The sequence below is a fragment of the Pseudoalteromonas luteoviolacea genome, from assembly GCF_018100925.1.
Taxonomy (GTDB): domain Bacteria; phylum Pseudomonadota; class Gammaproteobacteria; order Enterobacterales; family Alteromonadaceae; genus Pseudoalteromonas; species Pseudoalteromonas obscura.
Genome location: NZ_JAGJEH010000014.1, coordinates 1 through 19,114 on the forward strand (window position 1 = coordinate 1; position 19,114 = coordinate 19,114).

General features: G+C 42.8%; 16 protein-coding genes. 10 read left to right on the forward strand and 6 right to left on the reverse strand.

Annotation, left to right across the window (positions count from 1 at the left end):
- Window positions 1-731 precede the first annotated feature (731 nt).
- The 10 genes from J8M00_RS23610 (at window position 732) to J8M00_RS23655 (ending at window position 13,404) form a co-directional block, all read left to right on the forward strand.
- Window positions 732-1,421: a DNA-3-methyladenine glycosylase I gene (locus J8M00_RS23610; protein WP_211012895.1), complete on the forward strand. Its 690-nt coding sequence runs from the start codon at window positions 732-734 to the stop codon at window positions 1,419-1,421.
- 3 nt (window positions 1,422-1,424) lie between these two features.
- Complete coding sequence (locus J8M00_RS23615; RefSeq protein ID WP_211012896.1) at window positions 1,425-2,855, forward strand: protein adenylyltransferase SelO; 1,431 nt, start codon at window positions 1,425-1,427, stop codon at window positions 2,853-2,855.
- Window positions 2,856-4,658 (forward strand): ABC transporter ATP-binding protein, encoded by a 1,803-nt coding sequence (locus J8M00_RS23620; RefSeq protein WP_247687537.1) that lies wholly within the window; start codon window positions 2,856-2,858, stop codon window positions 4,656-4,658. It abuts the gene before it with no gap.
- A gap of 118 nt (window positions 4,659-4,776) precedes the next feature.
- Window positions 4,777-5,835: an OmpA family protein gene (locus tag J8M00_RS23625; RefSeq protein WP_211012897.1), complete on the forward strand. Its 1,059-nt coding sequence runs from the start codon at window positions 4,777-4,779 to the stop codon at window positions 5,833-5,835.
- A gap of 253 nt (window positions 5,836-6,088) precedes the next feature.
- Entirely contained in the window at window positions 6,089-8,686 is a 2,598-nt protein-coding gene (gene acnB, locus J8M00_RS23630) for a bifunctional aconitate hydratase 2/2-methylisocitrate dehydratase (RefSeq protein ID WP_211012988.1), read from the forward strand.
- A gap of 234 nt (window positions 8,687-8,920) precedes the next feature.
- Entirely contained in the window at window positions 8,921-9,865 is a 945-nt protein-coding gene (locus J8M00_RS23635) for an autotransporter outer membrane beta-barrel domain-containing protein (protein ID WP_211012898.1), read from the forward strand.
- Window positions 9,865-10,845, forward strand: a complete 981-nt coding sequence (locus J8M00_RS23640) for a hypothetical protein (protein ID WP_211012899.1) — start codon at window positions 9,865-9,867, stop codon at window positions 10,843-10,845. Before J8M00_RS23635 ends, J8M00_RS23640 begins: the two co-directional genes overlap by 1 nt.
- A 287-nt stretch (window positions 10,846-11,132) precedes the next feature.
- Window positions 11,133-11,765 carry a 2OG-Fe dioxygenase family protein gene (locus J8M00_RS23645; protein ID WP_211012900.1) on the forward strand — a complete coding sequence of 211 codons (633 nt, stop codon included), beginning with the start codon at window positions 11,133-11,135 and terminating at the stop codon, window positions 11,763-11,765.
- A gap of 10 nt (window positions 11,766-11,775) precedes the next feature.
- Window positions 11,776-13,011: a cysteine desulfurase-like protein gene (locus tag J8M00_RS23650; RefSeq protein WP_211012901.1), complete on the forward strand. Its 1,236-nt coding sequence runs from the start codon at window positions 11,776-11,778 to the stop codon at window positions 13,009-13,011.
- A 222-nt stretch (window positions 13,012-13,233) separates the two neighbouring features.
- A complete protein-coding gene (locus tag J8M00_RS23655) occupies window positions 13,234-13,404 on the forward strand; it encodes a hypothetical protein (RefSeq protein WP_023398481.1) in 171 nt (56 codons plus the stop codon).
- A 52-nt stretch (window positions 13,405-13,456) separates the two neighbouring features.
- Here the strand turns inward: J8M00_RS23655 and J8M00_RS23660 are convergent, their stop codons facing one another.
- The 6 genes from J8M00_RS23660 to J8M00_RS23685 form a co-directional block, all read right to left on the reverse strand.
- Window positions 13,457-13,915, reverse strand: a complete 459-nt coding sequence (locus tag J8M00_RS23660; RefSeq protein WP_023398480.1) for a Crp/Fnr family transcriptional regulator — start codon at window positions 13,913-13,915, stop codon at window positions 13,457-13,459.
- A gap of 14 nt (window positions 13,916-13,929) precedes the next feature.
- On the reverse strand, window positions 13,930-15,336 hold the full coding sequence (ntrC, locus tag J8M00_RS23665) for a nitrogen regulation protein NR(I) (RefSeq protein ID WP_211012902.1): 1,407 nt from the start codon (window positions 15,334-15,336) through the stop codon (window positions 13,930-13,932).
- Window positions 15,336-16,412, reverse strand: coding sequence for a nitrogen regulation protein NR(II) (gene glnL, locus J8M00_RS23670; protein WP_211012903.1), 1,077 nt, complete (start codon window positions 16,410-16,412; stop codon window positions 15,336-15,338). Before glnL ends, ntrC begins: the two co-directional genes overlap by 1 nt.
- Before the next feature lie 108 nt (window positions 16,413-16,520).
- Window positions 16,521-17,036: a DUF4124 domain-containing protein gene (locus tag J8M00_RS23675; RefSeq protein ID WP_348772566.1), complete on the reverse strand. Its 516-nt coding sequence runs from the start codon at window positions 17,034-17,036 to the stop codon at window positions 16,521-16,523.
- A 241-nt stretch (window positions 17,037-17,277) separates the two neighbouring features.
- Window positions 17,278-18,684, reverse strand: coding sequence for a glutamate--ammonia ligase (gene glnA / locus J8M00_RS23680; protein WP_211012904.1), 1,407 nt, complete (start codon window positions 18,682-18,684; stop codon window positions 17,278-17,280).
- Window positions 18,685-18,897: 213 nt separating this feature from the next.
- Entirely contained in the window at window positions 18,898-19,113 is a 216-nt protein-coding gene (locus tag J8M00_RS23685) for a hypothetical protein (protein WP_211012905.1), read from the reverse strand.
- Between the last annotated feature and the right edge of the window lies 1 nt (window position 19,114).

The window sequence follows — 19,114 nt, forward strand, 5'->3', positions numbered from 1 at the left end:
CATAGACCCTGAAGCAAGTTCAGGGTGACGAGAAGGGTAAATACAGCTCAGTTGTTTAATACCGTCGTCCTGAACTCGTTTCAGGATCCATGTTTTTGATGTTGGGTAGGTTTTGGAGATGACAGTCTCAGCAATAGTTAAAACGGCTCACTTCACCTTGCGCGAAAAGAATGCCAGCGCTTCGCGCTGTGTCATAAACCTTTCGCACGATATTCACCTTGCGCAAAAGAAGAGTACTCACTTCGATCGTTGTCGCTAACCTTTTGCACCATAGGCCCTGAATCAAGTTCAGGGTGACGAAAAGGGTAAATACAGCTCAGTTGTTTAATACCGTCGTCCTGAACTCTTTTCAGGATCCATGTTTTTGATGCTGGGTAGGTTTTGGAGATGACAGTCTCAGCAATAGTTAAAACAGCTCACTTCACCTTGCGCAAAAGAACCGTACTCACTGCGTTCGCAGTCGGTAGCCTTTTGCACGTTATTCACCTTGCGCAAAGCGAATGAACTTGCATTGCTCGCCATTATCAACATTTTGCACTGGGCCGTTACTAAGTGTGCCTAAGTTACCAATTTGTGCGAGGTAACCACTTCACTTAATTCGTTGTTATTAGACCGCTCAGCTATTGATAAGGCGCTAATAATATCCTTATATCTTTAGTGTGTTTAGTAGGCACAATATGTGAGACTATTATTAATATAGAGATTTGAATTAGTGTGATAGAGGGGCCCCATTGACTCAATTTAACGAAATTTATGACAGAGCGTGCGAAAGAAAAGGAGGCGAAGCGAATATACATATTTTGTTGGAAGAACCGCAATCGCATAAAGCGCTTAATTTGCGTACTGACGATGAATGGTTAGAAGAATTCACGCGTAAAATTTTTCAATCTGGATTTTATTGGTCAGTTGTAAATGCCAAATGGGGTGGATTTAGAGAGGTATTTTGGGATTTTTCAATCGATAAGCTGCTTTACATGTCGCCAGAGATGTATGAACAGCGTGCACAAGATGAGCGTATTATTCGGAACTATAAAAAAGTGCAAAGTATCGCTAGAAACTGCCATATGATTTATGAATTACAACAAGAGCACGGATCATTTTCTTCGCTGATAGCTAATTGGCCAAGTAGCGACATTATTAATTTATGGCTATTACTTAGAAAAAGAGGAAACCGCCTAGGAGGTAATACAGGGCCATTTGCATTACGAGCACTCGGCAAGGATACCTTTTTACTTACAAAAGATGTTGAGTCTTACTTACGTGCAAATCATATAATTGATGGGGGCTTACAGTCGCTTAAATCATTAAAGGCTGCTCAGCAGCATTTTAATGAGCTTCAACAATCAAGCGGTCTCTCAATGACTGCACTTAGCCAGCTTATCGCCTTCAGTGTCGGTGATAATATAATACAGAGTAGTTAAGTTATGTTTTATTCACGATATGCTCCAATAGGTGAAAAATTTGCAGTACCTGCGATACCTAATGATTTTAACAATGCCAAAGTCACAGTGTTCAATACTGAGCTGAATACTCAGTTAGGGTTGAATTGGAATTTAGAGACTGCACAGTACTATTTATCGGGTAGCCGACCTTTACCCGGAGCACAAAGTGTTTGCTTAGCTTACTCTGGACATCAGTTTGGTCAATTTAATCCAACTTTAGGGGATGGTAGAGCTCATTTAATTGGTTCGTTTAAAGCACGTGATCGAGAGACTTTTGATATTCAACTCAAAGGATCAGGTGCAACAGTATTTTCTCGAGGCGGTGATGGGTTATGTGCGCTAGGCCCTGCTATTCGGGAATTTGTAATGAGTAAAGCGTTGTCGAGTTTAGGTGTGCCTTCTACACAATGTTTGGCTGTGTTATCGACTGGCGACTCTGTGTATCGCCAAGGCGAATTACCAGGAGCTGTTGTGGCGCGTGTTGCACATAGTCATATTCGAGTTGGGTCCTTTCAGTATTTGGCGGTGCAACAAGACTCAGAAGCGATGTTGAAGTTGTTAGAATTGGCAATGAAAGATGTCGGCTTAGAGAGTAATGGCCTTGCAGAAGAAGATATATTTTCATTCTTTCAGTTTGTATGTGACGCTCAATGTGATTTGATACTGAAGTGGTTACAAGTCGGTTTTATTCACGGCGTGATGAACACTGATAACACCCTTATTAACGGAGAAACCATAGATTATGGCCCGTGTGCAATGATGGAATCATTTTCGTTTAACCGTGTCTTTAGTTCTATAGATCGACAGGGGCGCTATGCATTTGGCCAGCAGCCTAATATGGCGAGTTGGAACTGTGGCCGATTGGCTGAGTCTCTATTGTTGCTTATTGAGGATGAGCAAGTAGCAATAGAACGCTTTTCTAAAATATTAGCCGGGTTCTCGGAGCGCTTTAACCAAGGTTACAAGCAACTTTGGCATAATAAACTGGGATTACTCGACGAACAGCCAGGTGATCAGGACTTAATAACGGCGTTATTGGAAGTCATGACTCGTCATGAACTCGATTTTACGAACACTTTTGCTTCATTAACTGCGATAAAAATCAATCGCCAGCAGCTTCAATACCCAATTCCACCCGAATTGGACGAGTGGGTAAACAAATGGAAGGCACGTATTCAAGATCATGAGTCCAGCGAGGTCGCGGCAGTCATGCAGCAGCATAACCCGGCTATCATTCCTCGCAATGATGTATTGGAAGAAGTAATTCGTGATTTTTATCAGTATGGTAATAGCGACATTTTGGATAGTTGGTTGGAAGCTTTAAGCGTGCCATATAACTATGATAATTATCCTGAAAAGTGGTTGTTATCTCAAACCAATACCAAGAGCTATCAAACTTTTTGTGGTACCTAAATGCTGAATACAAATATGACAGGCCTATTGACGTGGAAAGAGATCCAAAGACAAGTATTAAAACATAAAAAACCATTGATCTATGCGCATTTAATAGCGTTGATGGCTGCTTTGGTGAGTGTACCTATTCCACTTATGATGCCTTTACTGGTTGATGAAGTATTGCTTGAAAAGCCCGGTGTGGCGGTTGAGTTTATGGATGGGTTATTGCCGCCTGACTGGCAAGAGCCGACAGGGTATATCTTATCGATTTTATTTGCTGTCATGTTGATGCGTATATGCGCGTTATTGCTTGGTGTCGCTCAATCGCGTCAGTTTACAATTATAGGTAAAGATGTATCGCTGAATATTCGTCAGCGCTTACTATCACACCTATCCAAAGTGCAATTAAAGGAATTCGAAACACAGGGCGGTGCCGCAATCAGTTCTAGGTGTGTCACAGATATCGAGACGTTGGATGGGTTTATCAGCCAGACAATGTCACGCTTTCTGATTGGCCTATTAACCATTGTAGGGACTGCCATCGTATTACTGTGGATCGATTTTACCCTAGGCTTAATTATTTTGACTTTAAACCCAGCGGTAATCTATTTTTCACGCCAGTTTGGCAAACAGGTAAAACACCTGACTAAAGAAAAAAACAATGCATTTGAAGCATTTCAGACAGCCTTGGTCGAAACATTGGACGCTATTGCTCAGTTAAAGGCAATGAGGCGCGAGCATGGCTACTTTGACAATGTTCTAAATGCTGCCAAAGAGCTCAGGTATCACTCTGTACAATCCCAATGGAAAACAGATGCTGTAAACCGCTTGAGTTTCACAGTATTTTTACTTGGGTTTGAAGTATTTCGCGCGATTGCTATGTTAATGGTGGTGTTCTCCGGTCTCTCTGTTGGCCAAATTTTTGCCGTGTTTGGTTACCTCTGGTTTATGATGGGGCCTGTACAGGAAATCTTGAGCATTCAATATTCTTATTACAGTGCGTCTGCTGCACTACAAAGACTGAACCAAGTACTAGATTTTGAAACAGAATCATCTAAAGCACAGCGCAATGACAAGACTCAGAATGTATTCAGTGCCGAGAAAATAGCCATTGAGTTTAAACATGTGAACTTTGAATACAATGATGGTCAGCCCATACTAAATAATGTAAGCATGCATATTCCCAAGGGGAAGAAAGTCGCTTTAGTGGCCGTGTCGGGAGGTGGGAAATCAACTTTAGTTCAGTTGTTACTTGGCCTCTATCAAAAGTCTAGCGGTGATATTCTGATCAATGGTACGGCGATAGAAGATGTAGGCTATGATCAAGTTAGGGAGCATGCAGTCACCGTGTTACAACAGCCTATCCTATTTAATTCCACCATTCGTGAAAACTTGAGTTTAGGCAAGCTATGTACTGATGAGCAGTTGTGGCATGCGCTAGAAATTGCTGAGTTGGCAGACAATGTCAGGGCGATGGAAGGCAAGCTAGATGCCATTGTAGGGCGAAACGGCGTTAAACTGTCTGGTGGACAGAAACAACGCCTAGCTATTGCACGTATGGTAGCAGCAGACCCTAAAATGGTTATTTTAGATGAAGCAACTTCCGCATTAGATGTAGAAACTGAAGCGCGGATCCACAAAAACTTGAATCAATTTCTCAGTGGGCGTACAACTTTAATTATTGCCCATCGGCTAAGTGCTATCCGTCAAGCGGACATAATTTATGTTTTAGATGATGGCCGTGTAACACAATCGGGAGACCATCACTCATTGCTTGAAGAAGATGGTTTATATCAAGTTTTGTTTGGCCATCAAGGCTAGATTCAGCTTCATTTCTTAATTAAAAATACTTATTTAGTGTTAAGTAATTATTAAGACATCGACTACTATTATCAGGCTATCAAAATTAATCAGTCTAGATTTTAGAGGGAAAAAAGCGATGAAACTTAAAATGCTAAGTATTATTGTGGCAATGGCGACAGCATCTTCGTTACAGGCAGGAGAAGTAGAGGAAGGTGCTTATATTGGGGTATTTGGTGACTACTACGACGCGAACTGGGAAAATATCCGCGGAGTTGCGAACGGCGGCGTAGGCATTGACAATTCCACTGGTTGGGGAGCTGAGCTAGGTTACCGCTTTAACAAGTATTGGAGTGCGCGCATAGAGTATGCCGACATGGACTTTGATTTAGAAGGTGCAGGCGTTGGTTCTCAAGATGGTGACCGACTCGGCATTGATGGTTTATACCATTTTAATGGTGGGCCATTTTATGCACTTGCAGGCTTGAAATCGATAGATATATTCGATAGCAATTTATTTGCCAATGCAGGGGTTGGTTATCGTCATCATTTCACTGACAACTTTGCAGCTAATTTTGAAACCGCTATTTATCAAGGGCTAGAGCGTGGTTATACCGATGTTGGAGCAAAACTTGGTATCAATTATATGTTTGGTAAAACAGCGAGCAGTCCAACTAAAGTTGAACCAGCCCCTCAGCCAGCACCGCAACCTGTTGCAGTCGACAAGCCAAAAGACAGTGATGGCGACGGTGTATGGGACCGTGACGATCGTTGTGCAAATACACCAATGAGTGATGCTGTAGATGCGATGGGCTGTAGTTTATATGAAGATAAAGAAGTGACGGTCAGCTTGTTAGTGCGTTTCCCGAACAATAATTCGCAGGTTTCTCAGCAATACCTAGATGATATCAATGCGGTTGTAGAGTTTTTACGTGCTCACCCAGAGACTACTGTAGTTCTTGAAGGGCATACATCGAGTTTAGGAAAAGCAGACTACAATATGTGGTTATCTAAAAAGCGTGCAGATGCGGTAGCGGCGCAACTAGTTGACGAAGGGGTAGCTCGATCTCGGATCTCCACCATTGGTTATGGAGAAGAGCGTTTATTAGATAGCAGTAATACACAAGAAGCGCATACAGCGAACCGCCGCGTTGAAGCAAAGGTTATTTCTATAGAAAGAGTGAAAGTTAAGCGATAGTGCTGTTAAGTTGGCTGGGCGGCACCTGTTGCTCAGCTTTCATATTCAGTGTTGAATAATCGTTACACCAAAATATGTGTTGCACTCAAGCGTATTCATTAAATTAATATCCGTTATTCCTTCCGACTACAACTTGCAAGATTTTCATCTTGGTTTAAAGCCCTTATAATCAAATAGCTAGATTAAAAGATAAGCAGTTATATACAAAAATACTAAAATGCTTATTAAAACACGTCACCAAGAGGATAAAACCGTGCTTCAAGAGTATCGAAATCATGTTGAAGAGCGTGCGGAAAATGGAATCGTTCCTAAACCATTAGATGCCCAGCAAACCGCAGACTTAATTACCTTAATAAAAAGCCCCCCAGAAGGAGAAGAAGAGTTTATTTTAGACCTATTGGTCAATCGAGTTCCGCCCGGCGTTGATGATGCAGCCTATATAAAAGCGAGTTTTCTTGCCGCCATCGCCAAAGGTGAAACTTCATCACCTCTAATTTCAAAAGTGTATGCGGTAGAACTGTTAGGTACAATGCTGGGTGGCTACAATATAGCACCCATGATAGAGCTGCTTGACGACAAACAGTTAGCTCCAATTGCAGCTAAGGGGTTGTCGCATACATTATTAATGTTTGACGCGTTTTATGATGTTGAAGAAAAAGCGAAACAGGGTAATCAATTTGCGCAGCAAGTGCTAGAGTCTTGGGCAAAAGCTGATTGGTTTACTGAAAAGCCTGCTGTAGCAAAGAAAATTTCGGTCACTGTATTCAAAGTAACAGGTGAAACAAATACAGATGACCTTTCGCCTGCGCCGGACGCTTGGTCTCGCCCCGATATTCCATTGCATGCGCTGGCGATGTTGAAAATTGAACGTGATGGGATCGTACCTGAAAAACCAGGAGAGATTGGCCCCATATCACAACTTGAAGCGCTAAAAAGACAAGGTTTGCCGCTGGCATACGTAGGTGATGTCGTCGGTACAGGCTCTTCTCGTAAATCAGCGACGAATTCAGTGCTTTGGTTTATGGGTGAAGATATTCCTTTTGTGCCCAATAAGCGCGTAGGTGGAATTTGTCTGGGTGGTAAAATAGCGCCTATTTTTTTCAACACCATGGAAGACTCTGGTGCACTGCCCATAGAGTTGCCCGTCGATAAGCTAAACATGGGTGATCAAATCGACATTTACCCCTACGAAGGCCTAGTTAAACGTTTTGGTACGGATGAAGTCATTTCTCAATTTACGCTCAAATCAGAAGTGATTTTAGATGAGGTTCAGGCAGGTGGGCGTATTCCCCTGATCATTGGCCGAGGATTGACAGATAAAGCTAGGGCTTCTCTGGGTCTAGAGCAAGAGCGTATTTTCAAAAAACCTGCTCGAGCAGGTGAAACAGGAAAAGGGTATACGCTGGCACAAAAAATGGTGGGTAAAGCATGTGGTGTTGACGGCGTAAGACCCGGGCAATATTGCGAACCCGTGATGACCACTGTTGGTTCCCAAGATACCACAGGCCCAATGACACGTGATGAATTGAAAGACTTAGCATGTCTTGGTTTTTCAGCTGATCTCACGATGCAGTCTTTTTGTCATACTTCCGCTTATCCTAAACCTATTGATGTGAATACTCACCATACGCTACCTGATTTTATGATGAATCGGGGCGGGGTCTCTCTTCGCCCTGGCGATGGTGTTATTCACTCATGGATCAATCGTATGTTGCTGCCTGATACAGTTGGAACCGGTGGTGATTCCCACACTCGTTTCCCCTTAGGGATTTCATTCCCGGCAGGTTCTGGCGCCGTTGCATTTGCGGCCGCGACTGGGGTTATGCCGCTGGATATGCCTGAGTCTATTTTGGTGCGTTTTAAAGGTGATATGCAAGTTGGGATCACACTGCGCGATCTTGTTCACGCCATTCCATATTTCGCCATCCAACAAGGCTTATTGACGGTAGAGAAAAAAGGCAAAGTCAATGAATTTTCAGGTCGGATCCTTGAAATTGAAGGGGTTGAACATCTAACTGTAGAGCAAGCGTTTGAATTATCTGATGCATCAGCAGAGCGCTCGGCAGCTGGATGTACTGTTAAGTTGTCACAAACGTCGGTAGAGGAGTACCTCAATTCAAATATTGTGATGTTGAAATGGATGATATCTGAAGGTTATGGTGAGGTGCGTACCATTGAGCGTCGCATTGCAAAAATGCAGGCTTGGTTGGAGCAGCCCCACTTAATGGAAGCGGATGCGGATGCTCAATACGCACATGTATTGGAGATTGATTTAAACGAGATCAAAGAGCCGATACTATGCGCCCCCAATGATCCTGATGATGCCCGATTATTATCAACAGTTCAAAACGAAGAAATTAATGAAGTATTCATCGGGTCGTGCATGACCAATATTGGACACTTTCGAGCTGCTGGCAAACTACTTGATAATTTCACTGGCCAATTACCCACTAGAATGTGGATAGCACCTCCAACCAAAATGGATAAAGATCAATTGACCGATGAAGGGTATTACGGAATTTATGGCCGTGTTGGCGCGCGAATTGAAACTCCAGGGTGCTCGCTATGCATGGGCAACCAAGCAAGAGTCGCTGATCGCGCAACGGTCGTATCCACGTCGACCCGTAACTTTCCGAATCGTTTGGGAACTGGTGCAAATGTATTTTTGGCCTCGGCTGAACTGGCAGCTGTTGCAGCCATCATAGGTCGGTTACCCTCGCCAGAGGAATACCAAGAGTTTGCCGCGAAGATCAATGCAACAGCGGCGGATACATATCGGTATCTAAACTTCCATAAAATGTCGCACTATACGAAAAAAGCCGATAGAGTGATTATTCAACAAGCGGTGTAAAGGTGTAAAAAGCTCGCATTTGGCGAGCTTTTTTCGTATATCAGGCCTGTTAAACTCTCCCTGTGGCTTGCTGCAATCGTGTCTATGTCCTTGACTATAAAGACGTCTGTACTAATGTTTATATCATCCACTGACATGCAATAGTTAGTGTGAAACCGTTTCAATCGGCCTGTAAGCAAGGGGTTGTAATGTTGTGCCTTGTTATACAAGACAAGAACATTATCGAGGAATACCATGAAATATACATTTGCCTTGCTGGGGATATTTAGCGGCTGCGTATCTGCTGCTCCACTGCCTTCTTTCAGTGAAATTCGATTGGGGTTTGAGTCTATTGATTACAATGAATCACTTGCAGATGTTGCAGGCTTTGGCCAGTTGTCTCAATCGATCTCAGTGACTAACCCTGCGGTCAGGCAGCTATCATATACAGGGATTGATGAACGTTGGGGTTTTTATATTGGTAGTGCCGCGACAATTTCGACAGAGATAGATCAAGAAACCTGGTCATTAAAAGACTTTGGTGCAATCCAGCAGAACGACTTTAAAGTCAAAGCTAACGAATTAGCGTTTACCGCAGCATACAACTACCAACGTGCGCTTCAGTTGACGTTTGGGATGAAAATTTTTACTTCTAGTTTTACTCGTTCAAATTTTAAATTCGTTAATCCGGGTGCCACAAGATTTGACGACGCACTCAAAGCGCTGCCGCGTGAAGACGGGGATCCTGTGCCTCGTTTTGATTTACCTGGTCAAACCAAAGATGGGGATGACGTATTGCAAAATAACCCTGCTTCGTTAGTGCCTGTGATTTCTGTGACAGAAGATCAAATGGGAATTTTAGCCACAATTGGTGCGCGTTACGATAGCAAGCTGGTGCGTCCAGAAGATAAATTTAGTTGGTATATTGAAGGCGAGCTGAGTAGCCCTGTGTACAGCCGAATTCAGAATACGCAATTTGAAACAACAACCTTGACTGATAATTTTAATGGTTGGGGGATGATGGCAAGGACGGGAGTGAGATATCAGGTTGTTGAGCATGTTGCTGTGATGTTTGGGGTAGATGCTTACTACAAAGAGAGAGATACCGTAACGGAGGAAGTGAATGGTCGACGTTTGCGAGTTCCTGAAATAGAATACACTAACGTTTCTTTGACCGCAGGATTACAATGGAGTTACTAATGCGAATGAAAGTCGGCCTGGTTTTTGGGGCCTTGCTTTTGAACATTACAGGCTGTAAAACACTGGACTCAGTGCAAAACTCACTGGGAGGCTCTTCGCCTACGACTGAACAGGTTCAAGCGGCGTATAGTAGAGCGGAAGCTTCCTATAAAGAAGCACAACAAGCCATGTATCTGGCAAATGTTGAATCATTGATTGACTATGATAGCGAGCGCATTCAAAAAGCCCAAAAAGAATGGAAGGAGTTGGAGGAAAACTTTTCAGATTTAAAATCCAAGCCTTTTGAAGCACTTGATAGTGCATCTTTTTTTTCGTCTCAGACGGTGAGTGGGGAGATAATTGAGCTCAGCCAAGAAGTGTTGGCACTTGTAGCTGGCGCACAAGCGGCAAAACAATTGATTTTATCTGTGCTAGAACCTGTACGTTCGCATTTTGCTGTACTGGATAAATTTGCAACGGAAGAACATTTTTCTACACGTTATCGCAAGCTCAGTGAGAGGCATAATAAGTTTAAAGCGATGTTGGTAAATGGTAAGCAGCTTGAAGTCGAAGCGATGTTGCCTGAGTACACCGCTTTGCTTACTGCATTGGAGATCAGTGCTGTTGAGCTGCACTACTTGGGAGAAATCGTCGCTCAACTCCGTGCCATTGCAGCTTCCCCTAAAGCTGAAGTACTGCCCAGTGTTACTATGGATGCCAATAATACCAGTGATTATGCAAAACAATACATCCACAGCAATGTACGGAATTATGAGCAGATCGAAGCGAAAGTGAAGCAAGCTCAATTGCAACTACAAAGGATCGAGCACTTATATCAGGAGCATCTTGTTCGTAAACAGGCATTGGCAAATAACCAAGTGGAAGAACAGCTACTGATACTTGAAAGCCAGCTACTTGCATTAACAGAAAAAGCAGGGCTGGGAGATCTGCGGCATTTAACCTTTGCCGAGCAGCTTGCAGCAGTCAAAGAAAAGCTTTAATACGTGATTGTTTGCTAAGGCATGGTACTCAGTTAACTTCTGTTGATGCGGTACCATGCTTGACGTAAATATTCATGCACTGGGAACGACTGAATAAGCAAAAATGCTACGCTCCTCATAAGGCAATAGTTGCCAAATTTGAAATTATTGGCATATTAATCTAACAATTGTTTTTAGAAGGTATATTTATTCTTGTCTTTTGATAAAAACAAGCTATTCAAAATCAAAATTTCCATCTAAATAGATTAAGATCTCTGCCAATTTTACATCTACAGGCAAGAGCAAGCATGACAGCAGTAAACAACCAGAATTTGCTTCAACTTCGTTTTATTCAACAATCGCATATTGACTCAGTCAAACCATTTTTTTCCCGTTTGCCGGACAATCCTTACGCTGACGGTGCATTTCGTAAACGTCGTTATTCGGTGTTGAAGTTTGCCGAAGGTAATATCTCAATACAGCCCGCAAAAGCTTTTGTTCAAGATGACTCAATCAATCAATTCCAAGGCAATGTTGAGCGTGTTTACGAGAACTTGGAAGCGGACTTACTACAAAGTGAAGGATTTAAGCATTTATTGCAAGAGTTCAAAGTGATGACTGGTATTGCAGACGATGCTGACATTGAAGTGCATCAATTTAGAATGTTGGCGATTGAAAGTGATACACCTCCTGCACCAGAAGGTGTGCACCAAGATGGCTTTGATCACGTGTGCGTATGCGGTGTTTCACATGAAAATATTGCTGGTGGTGAGTTGCTAGTCTACGAACACAAAGAAGCTGAGCCATGTTTTAAAATGGAAATAAAAGATGGTTTGTTTGCGCTTGTGAACGATCGTGAAGTCTGGCACAACGCAACGCCAATGAATAAGCTAAATGCCGAAGAGATTGGCTATTTAGATTGTTTCGTATTTACCGCATAAAGAGGTCTCTATGAATCTAATGCCAATTCGCCGCCAATTTCCTGCGTTGATGCAAGAAGTATCAGGCATCGCTCCAGTATTTTTAGATGGCCCGGGTGGCTCTCAAGTACCTCAGTCGGTGCTGAGTGCAATGTCAGCATACCTTGGTTATTTTAACTCAAACTTAGGTGGTGCTTTTTTCTCAAGTGATAAAACTGTAGAACTGATGGGCCGAGCTAGGCACGTTGTAGCACAGTTGCTTAATGCCCCAAGCAGTGACCAAATCGTATTTGGTGCGAATATGACAAGCTTGACGTTTAGCTTTAGCCGAGCGATATCAAGACAGTGGCAAGCTGGTGATGAAGTGATAGTGACTAATGCAGATCATTATTCAAATGTATCGTCTTGGCGCCAGGCAGCAGAAGATAAAGGTGCACAGGTACACGCAGTGCGCATCGATGAAGCGGATTGCACACTTGACCTAGAGCATTATGCATCTTTATTGAATGCCAACACCAAACTTGTTGCGGTGACATATGCTTCAAATACAACGGGATCTATCAATGATATTAAGAAAATTGTTGAGATGGCCCATCAAGTGGGTGCTTTAGTATATGTTGATGCCGTGCATTTTGCACCACACGAGCTGATCGATGTTCAAGCTTTAGACTGCGACTTTTTGGCTTGTTCGGCTTATAAATTCTTTGGCCCACACGTTGGTATTGTATACGGTAAGCGCGAGCATTTAGAAGGGTTCACACCTTATAAAGTAGAGCCTGCAAAAGATGTGATCCCTGGTCGTTGGGAAACGGGCACACAAAGCTTTGAAGGACTCGCGGGTGTGATAGCTGCGATTGAATATATTGCATCACTCAGTGAACTGCCTGATTCGGAGCCGCTAAGAGTAAGATTAGAGCAAGCATTTGCTAATTCCAAAGCACATGAAATGGCCCTGAGCCAACATTTCCTCTCAAAACTTGCAGATTTTCCTCAGATCACCTTGCATGGGATCAATGAGCTATCTCGTTTGGCACAACGTACACCTACGTTTGCATTGACGTTTGAAGGTATAGAACCACGAGAAGTATCAGAATTTCTTGGTCAGCATCATATCTGTGTTTGGGATGGTAACTTTTATGCTCAAGGCTTGTGTGAGCAATTGGGTGTAATGGACAAAGGCGGTGTAGTGCGCATTGGCTGTATGCATTACAACACCATTGAGGAATTAGACAGGTTGTTTGATCTGTTTAGCGAACTACTAAACTAATAAAAGGGTGCCTCGCACCCTTTTTTTGTCAGCAAGCATCGGGTTAGGTGTTTGATTTTTAAACAGGTTAACCTTTTACTATCTCACACAATTATTACCGTTTGTAATGAAATAATATCCAGATTGAAATCGTTGCTTTTAAGCTGTGTTGGTGGTTATTTATTAATCAGGATGCAAGCGCAATCCTGTGTGCAAAAGATCAACATATAAAAGGAAATAACGATGAAAATCGCACTTAATAAACGTTCGGTAAAACAGTTAACAAGTAATAATAAAAAGCTAAATGCAGAGCAAACACCGCAAGTTGCTGGTGGTATGTACGCAAGTTCACCACATGTACCTGGCTGTATTTCTTACAACGGCTGGACATGTAATTCAATGTATAACTGTTAAGCTGAAGATGGCTACAGAGCAGGCTATGTTCTGTAGTCAATAATCAACTTACTTACAGTTTTTCTTCGATGAAGTGATTGAGTTTGTGAATACGTTCACTCATTCCCGCAATAATTTTGTCTTTTATTTTTTCTCGTATGACGGCTGGTAGCTTTGTCAGAGCTTCAGAGGTGATAGCGAGTACAATGGTATCTGAGATAGCTTGTGCACTGGTGCTTCGCTCGCGATTGGAGATAAAAGCCCCTTCTCCGACGAACTCGCCAGGTCCAACATGGCCAATATCAACGTGATCTTTTTCGGCAAAAATACGTAATTCACCATTTAAAATAATGTAAAGTCGATTATCTTGTTCAAAACGTTTAAATGCGTAGCGGTCTTTACTAATTAAATATAAGTGACTGAATGACTCCAATAGCACTTGCCGCTCAGCCAGTGTGAACTCAGTAAAAAAATCCAAGCGATTGATAATTTCAAGTTGCTTTATGGTAGTTATATTTTCTAATAGTTTCATGCTCAGTCGACCTACTAGTCATTTTCTAGCATATTGCGCTCTTTCAGCTTTCTGGTCAATGTATTACGTCCCCAGCCTATCTTTAAGGCTGCGTCTTGTTTATGGCCATGGCATGCCGCAAGTGCCGATTTAATAAGCCTAGTTTCAAGCTGTGCCTGCACTTGTGGCCAAATGTGATCTTCTCCTAGCTTAAGTTGTTGATCTAGCCATAGTTGAAATGCATCCAGCCAGTCTTGGTTTTGCTCAAGTGTCTCTGCATCGGTTGTTTGCATCAATTCTGGTGGTAAGTCCTGAGGTCCGACCATGTCACCGGGTGCCATGACAGTTAGCCAGCGGCAGGTATTTTCTAGCTGTCTAACATTGCCTGGCCAATGAAATGCACACATGTGTGTCAGTGCTTTATCAGTGAGTACTTTACTTGGAACTTTAAGTTCTTTTGCACTTTTGGCGAGAAAATACTCTGCCAATTTTGCGATATCAACGCTTCTTTCTCTCAGAGGAGGAATACGCAATCTCACAACATTGAGGCGGTGAAATAAATCTTCACGAAACTGACCTTCACTGACGAGTTTCTCTAAATCTTGGTGAGTTGCAGCGAGAATACGTACGTCAACTTTAACGCTTTGGTGACCACCCACGCGGTAAAACTCACCATCAGCCAATACTCGCAACAATCGTGTTTGCACATCCAACGGCATATCACCTATTTCGTCCAAAAATAGTGTACCGCCATTTGCCTGTTCAAAGCGGCCACGGCGAACACTGTCCGCACCGGTAAATGCCCCTTTTTCATGACCAAATAGCTCGGACTCTACTAAGTCTTTGGGGATAGCAGCCATGTTGAGCGCAATAAATGTTTTGTCTTTGCGTGGGCTGTGATTATGTAATGCGCCTGCGACGAGTTCTTTGCCGGTGCCTGATTCACCATTGATCAACACACTCATACTGGATGCAGACAGTTTCCCTATGGCTCTAAATACCTCTTGCATAGCTGGGGCTTCGCCGATGATATCGGGACGATCGGTTAGGGCATCTTGTGGTTTAGTCTTGGCGTTTTGTTGTGCCGCTCTATAAGCTCTATCAGCCAGTGATGTTGCTTCATCTAAGTCGAATGGTTTCGCTAAATATTCAAATGCGCCTTTTTGAAATGCATTGACGGCGGAGTCCAAATCGGAGTGGGCAGTCATAATGATTACAGGTAGTGAAGGGTACAGACGGTTTACTTCTTCAAGTAGTGCCATTCCATCGAGACCTGGCATGCGCACGTCAGACATTAAGACCGCAGGCTGACCATATTCGAGGGCCGTTAAGACGTCTTGGCCATTGGCAAAGCTTTCCGTAGCAAAGCCTGCTCTAGATAAAGCCTTTTCCAATACAAATCGGATAGAAGCATCGTCATCAACTAACCACACACTTTTCATTATTTGCTCCCTAACTCATTTTCAAAGGGTAAGTAGATACAAAACTCTGTATGTCCAGACCAACTATCGCATTCGATGAAGCCGTTATGCTGTTCGACTAAGGTTTGCGCGATGGATAATCCAAGGCCTGATCCACCTTCTTTATTGGTAACCATGGGGTAAAAAAGCGTCGCTTTTAACGCTTCATCTATGCCAGGTCCGTTATCGGCAATTTTTATGAGCAACGCTTTTCTGAGGATTAATTTACCGCGCCTAACCCTGTGACAAATTCGGGTTGTGACACAGATCTCTCCTTTGCCTTGCAAGGCTTGCTGGGCGTTTCTCACTATATTTAGCACCACTTGTTGAATTTTTGATTCGTCCACACAAATATCTGGAATACTGGGATCGTAATCTTTGCGCAGCGTGAGTGCATGCTCGGTTTCTAATGCACTGAGCTTCAATATAGACTCAAGCACTTTATGAATATTGCACAGTGTACGCTTTGGCAATTCATTTGGTCCAAGTAACCTGTCAACCAATTCCCTCAATCGATCTGCCTGTGCGATAATCAACTGTGCGCACTCATCTCGCTCTTGTTGTTCAACTTCATACTGCAATAATTGCGCCGCTCCTCGTATACCACCGAGTGGGTTTTTAATCTCATGCGCTAATCCACGGATCAGATTGCGAGCTGCTTGGTATTGGTGGTCTTGATTAAATGCTTTGTCAAAGCGTAGCTCTTCATCAATTCGGCGGCATTCCAATTGAATGAAATCGCGATTGTTAATATGTAATTTGCGAGCGAATAAATTGATAGTACTGGCTCTATTGTCAATGAATACAACGTCTACTTTGTGTTGCTGGCAATCGATACCATCTTCAAGCACATAGCGCTTGAGCCGTTTTAAATCGATTAAGTGATGATGGAAGATGCTTTCAAAGGGCTGTTCGATAAGACGCTTTTGTCCTAGGCCTAATAACTCGCTGGCGCTGTTATTGGCGTAGTGAATTTTAAAGTCTTCGTCGAGTAAAATGACAGACGTTGATAAATTTTGCCATAGTTCAGGCAATATTGATGAATTGAGATGTTCCATTATGGGTCGCCTTGCACCAAGTTGGTGCATTGTAATTTAACACAAAAATTAACAGTGTGCTGTTGTTATTGGCTTATTCACGCTGTGGTATCAATTTTGTGTTTATTTTTATTGGTTTGCTCTGGCTTTGTGCAAATAGAAAATGGTTTCATCACTTTTTGTTACGACCTTTCCTTTGGAGTTAAATACCATCAGTTGGATTGAATGCTCACCTCGTGGCACGTTACGTAAAGCGAAAGTGATCGTATGTTGCTTTGGCCCTGTCGGTTTGCCATCTAGGTAAAGTTGCACAGTAAAGTCTTTTGCAAATCTAGGTGTGATCTGTCCACTTACATACACGCTACCCGTGTTATCACGCAGTGTCTGTTTGTGATTGGGGGCAATAATGGTCGCTTTGTATTCAGTTGCGTTTTGCTGTGCTGAGCTGTTTCCTAACACGGAAGTGTCTGTCGCTGGCATCGTTAAGAAGTGCGTATTAATTTTGACTTCCGCTGCACCTTTTCTTGGTGTGTCTGAGTATACCCAGTTACCATTTTCATCTTTCCAGCGATACACCTTTTTATCAGCATAGGCAGTATGGCTCGCTAGACATAATATTATTACTAACCACAGTCGACTCACCACAACCTCACCCTAAAAATTGAACAGTGTTAAAGCACATTATCATTGTCTCATTCTCAACATTGTACAAGCGCTAATACTCACTGTTTAACTGTAGAGGTTTTACCGCGATTTTGCCATAAAAAAGCCCGCTATTGCGGGCTTGAGAACACATATGATTTAAGCGCGCATTTACACTATAAAATGCAGCGAACATTGCGCATAGGTAACGAGTTACCTCTGTTCACTGCGAGCATATTTTTCGTTATACGCTGTAGTACATTTCAAACTCAACAGGGTGAGTTGTCATGTTCAGTTTTTCAACTTCTTGAGACTTAAGTGCAATGTATGCATCAATTAAGTCATCAGTGAATACACCGCCTTGAGTTAAGAACTCACGGTCAGCGTCAAGAGATGCCAACGCCTCTTCAAGAGATGCGGCAACAGTTGGGATTTCTGCAGCTTCTTCAGCTGGTAGATCGTAAAGATCTTTGTCCATTGCATCGCCAGGGTGGATTTTGTTTTTGATGCCGTCAAGGCCAGCCATAAGCATTGCAGAAAACGCAAGGTATGGGTTAGCTGTTGGGTCAGGGAAGCGCACTTCGATACGACGTGCTTTCTCTGAAGGTACAACCGGAATACGGATTGACGCTGAACGGTTACGTGCAGAGTATGCAAGCATTACTGGCGCTTCAAATCCTGGTACTAGACGCTTGTATGAGTTAGTTGAAGCATTTGCAAACGCGTTGATTGCTTTAGCGTGCTTGATAATACCACCAATGTAGTAAAGTGCATCTTCAGATAGGCCGCCATATTTGTCACCTGCGAAGATGTTTTGACCATCTTTTCCTAGTGACTGGTGACAGTGCATACCAGAACCGTTGTCACCTACCACTGGTTTAGGCATAAATGTTGCTGTTTTACCGTAGTGGTGTGCCATGTTGTGGATAACGTACTTCATCTCTTGGATTTCGTCCGCTTTGATAACCATGGTATTGAAGCGTGTAGCGATTTCGTTTTGACCCGCTGTTGCTACTTCATGGTGGTGTGCTTCGACAACTTGACCGAACTCTTCAAGTACTAGACAAGTTGCACTTCTCCAGTCTTGTGAAGAGTCTACTGGTGCAACTGGGAAATAACCACCTTTAACGCCTGGGCGGTGACCAGTGTTGCCTTCTTCGTAGCTCTTGTCAGAGTTCCAAGATGCTTCTTCTGAATCGATTGAGTACATAGAGCCTGACATGTCAGTTTTGTATTTAACATCGTCGAATAAGAAGAACTCAGGTTCTGGGCCAAATAGTACTGTGTCAGCGATACCAGTAGAGCGCATGTAATCTTCAGCGCGCTTAGCGACTGAACGTGGGTCACGCTCATAGCCTTGCATTGTTGCAGGTTCTAATACGTCACAACGTACGATCATAGTTGTTTCTTCAGCAAATGGGTCAAGCTTAACTGTGCTTGCATCTGGCATTAATACCATGTCAGATTCGTTAATGCCTTTCCAACCAGCAATTGATGAACCGTCGAACATTTTACCGTCTTCAAAGAAGTCTTCATCGGCTTGGTGATGAGGGATTGAAACGTGTTGCTCTTTACCTTTTGTGTCCGTGAAACGTAAATCTACAAACTTAACTTCATTCTCTTTAATAAAATCTAAAACCGATTGTGACATGTGTCCTCCGACTCGTGGGTTATTTTTTGCTGCAATAATTTGCTTAACTGCGTTTCTCTAAGCGTGATCTGTGCCAAAATTTCAAGTGTTTGAAAAATATGAGTTAATTGTTTTCTTGATAATAAACAACTGAAAATTGAACTAAATGGGTGCACCAATTAAGTACGGTTTGCACTATTTTGGTGCGTTTGCTGTGACTGGTTGTGCCATTGGCTATTCCAGCCACTCCAATACTTTGAGTGTATGCAAAAATACATGACTAGTACATGTTGGCTGAGCAGCAGAGTCATATTTACAAATGATGTGTAGCATATCTATGTGGCTTATTATCAGTACAAATAAACCAGCCGCCACGACAAGCCAAAAGTAACGTCTCAGGAAGGAAATTATCGTAACGCCATACTTTGGCTGGCGGCTGGTTTGAATCATA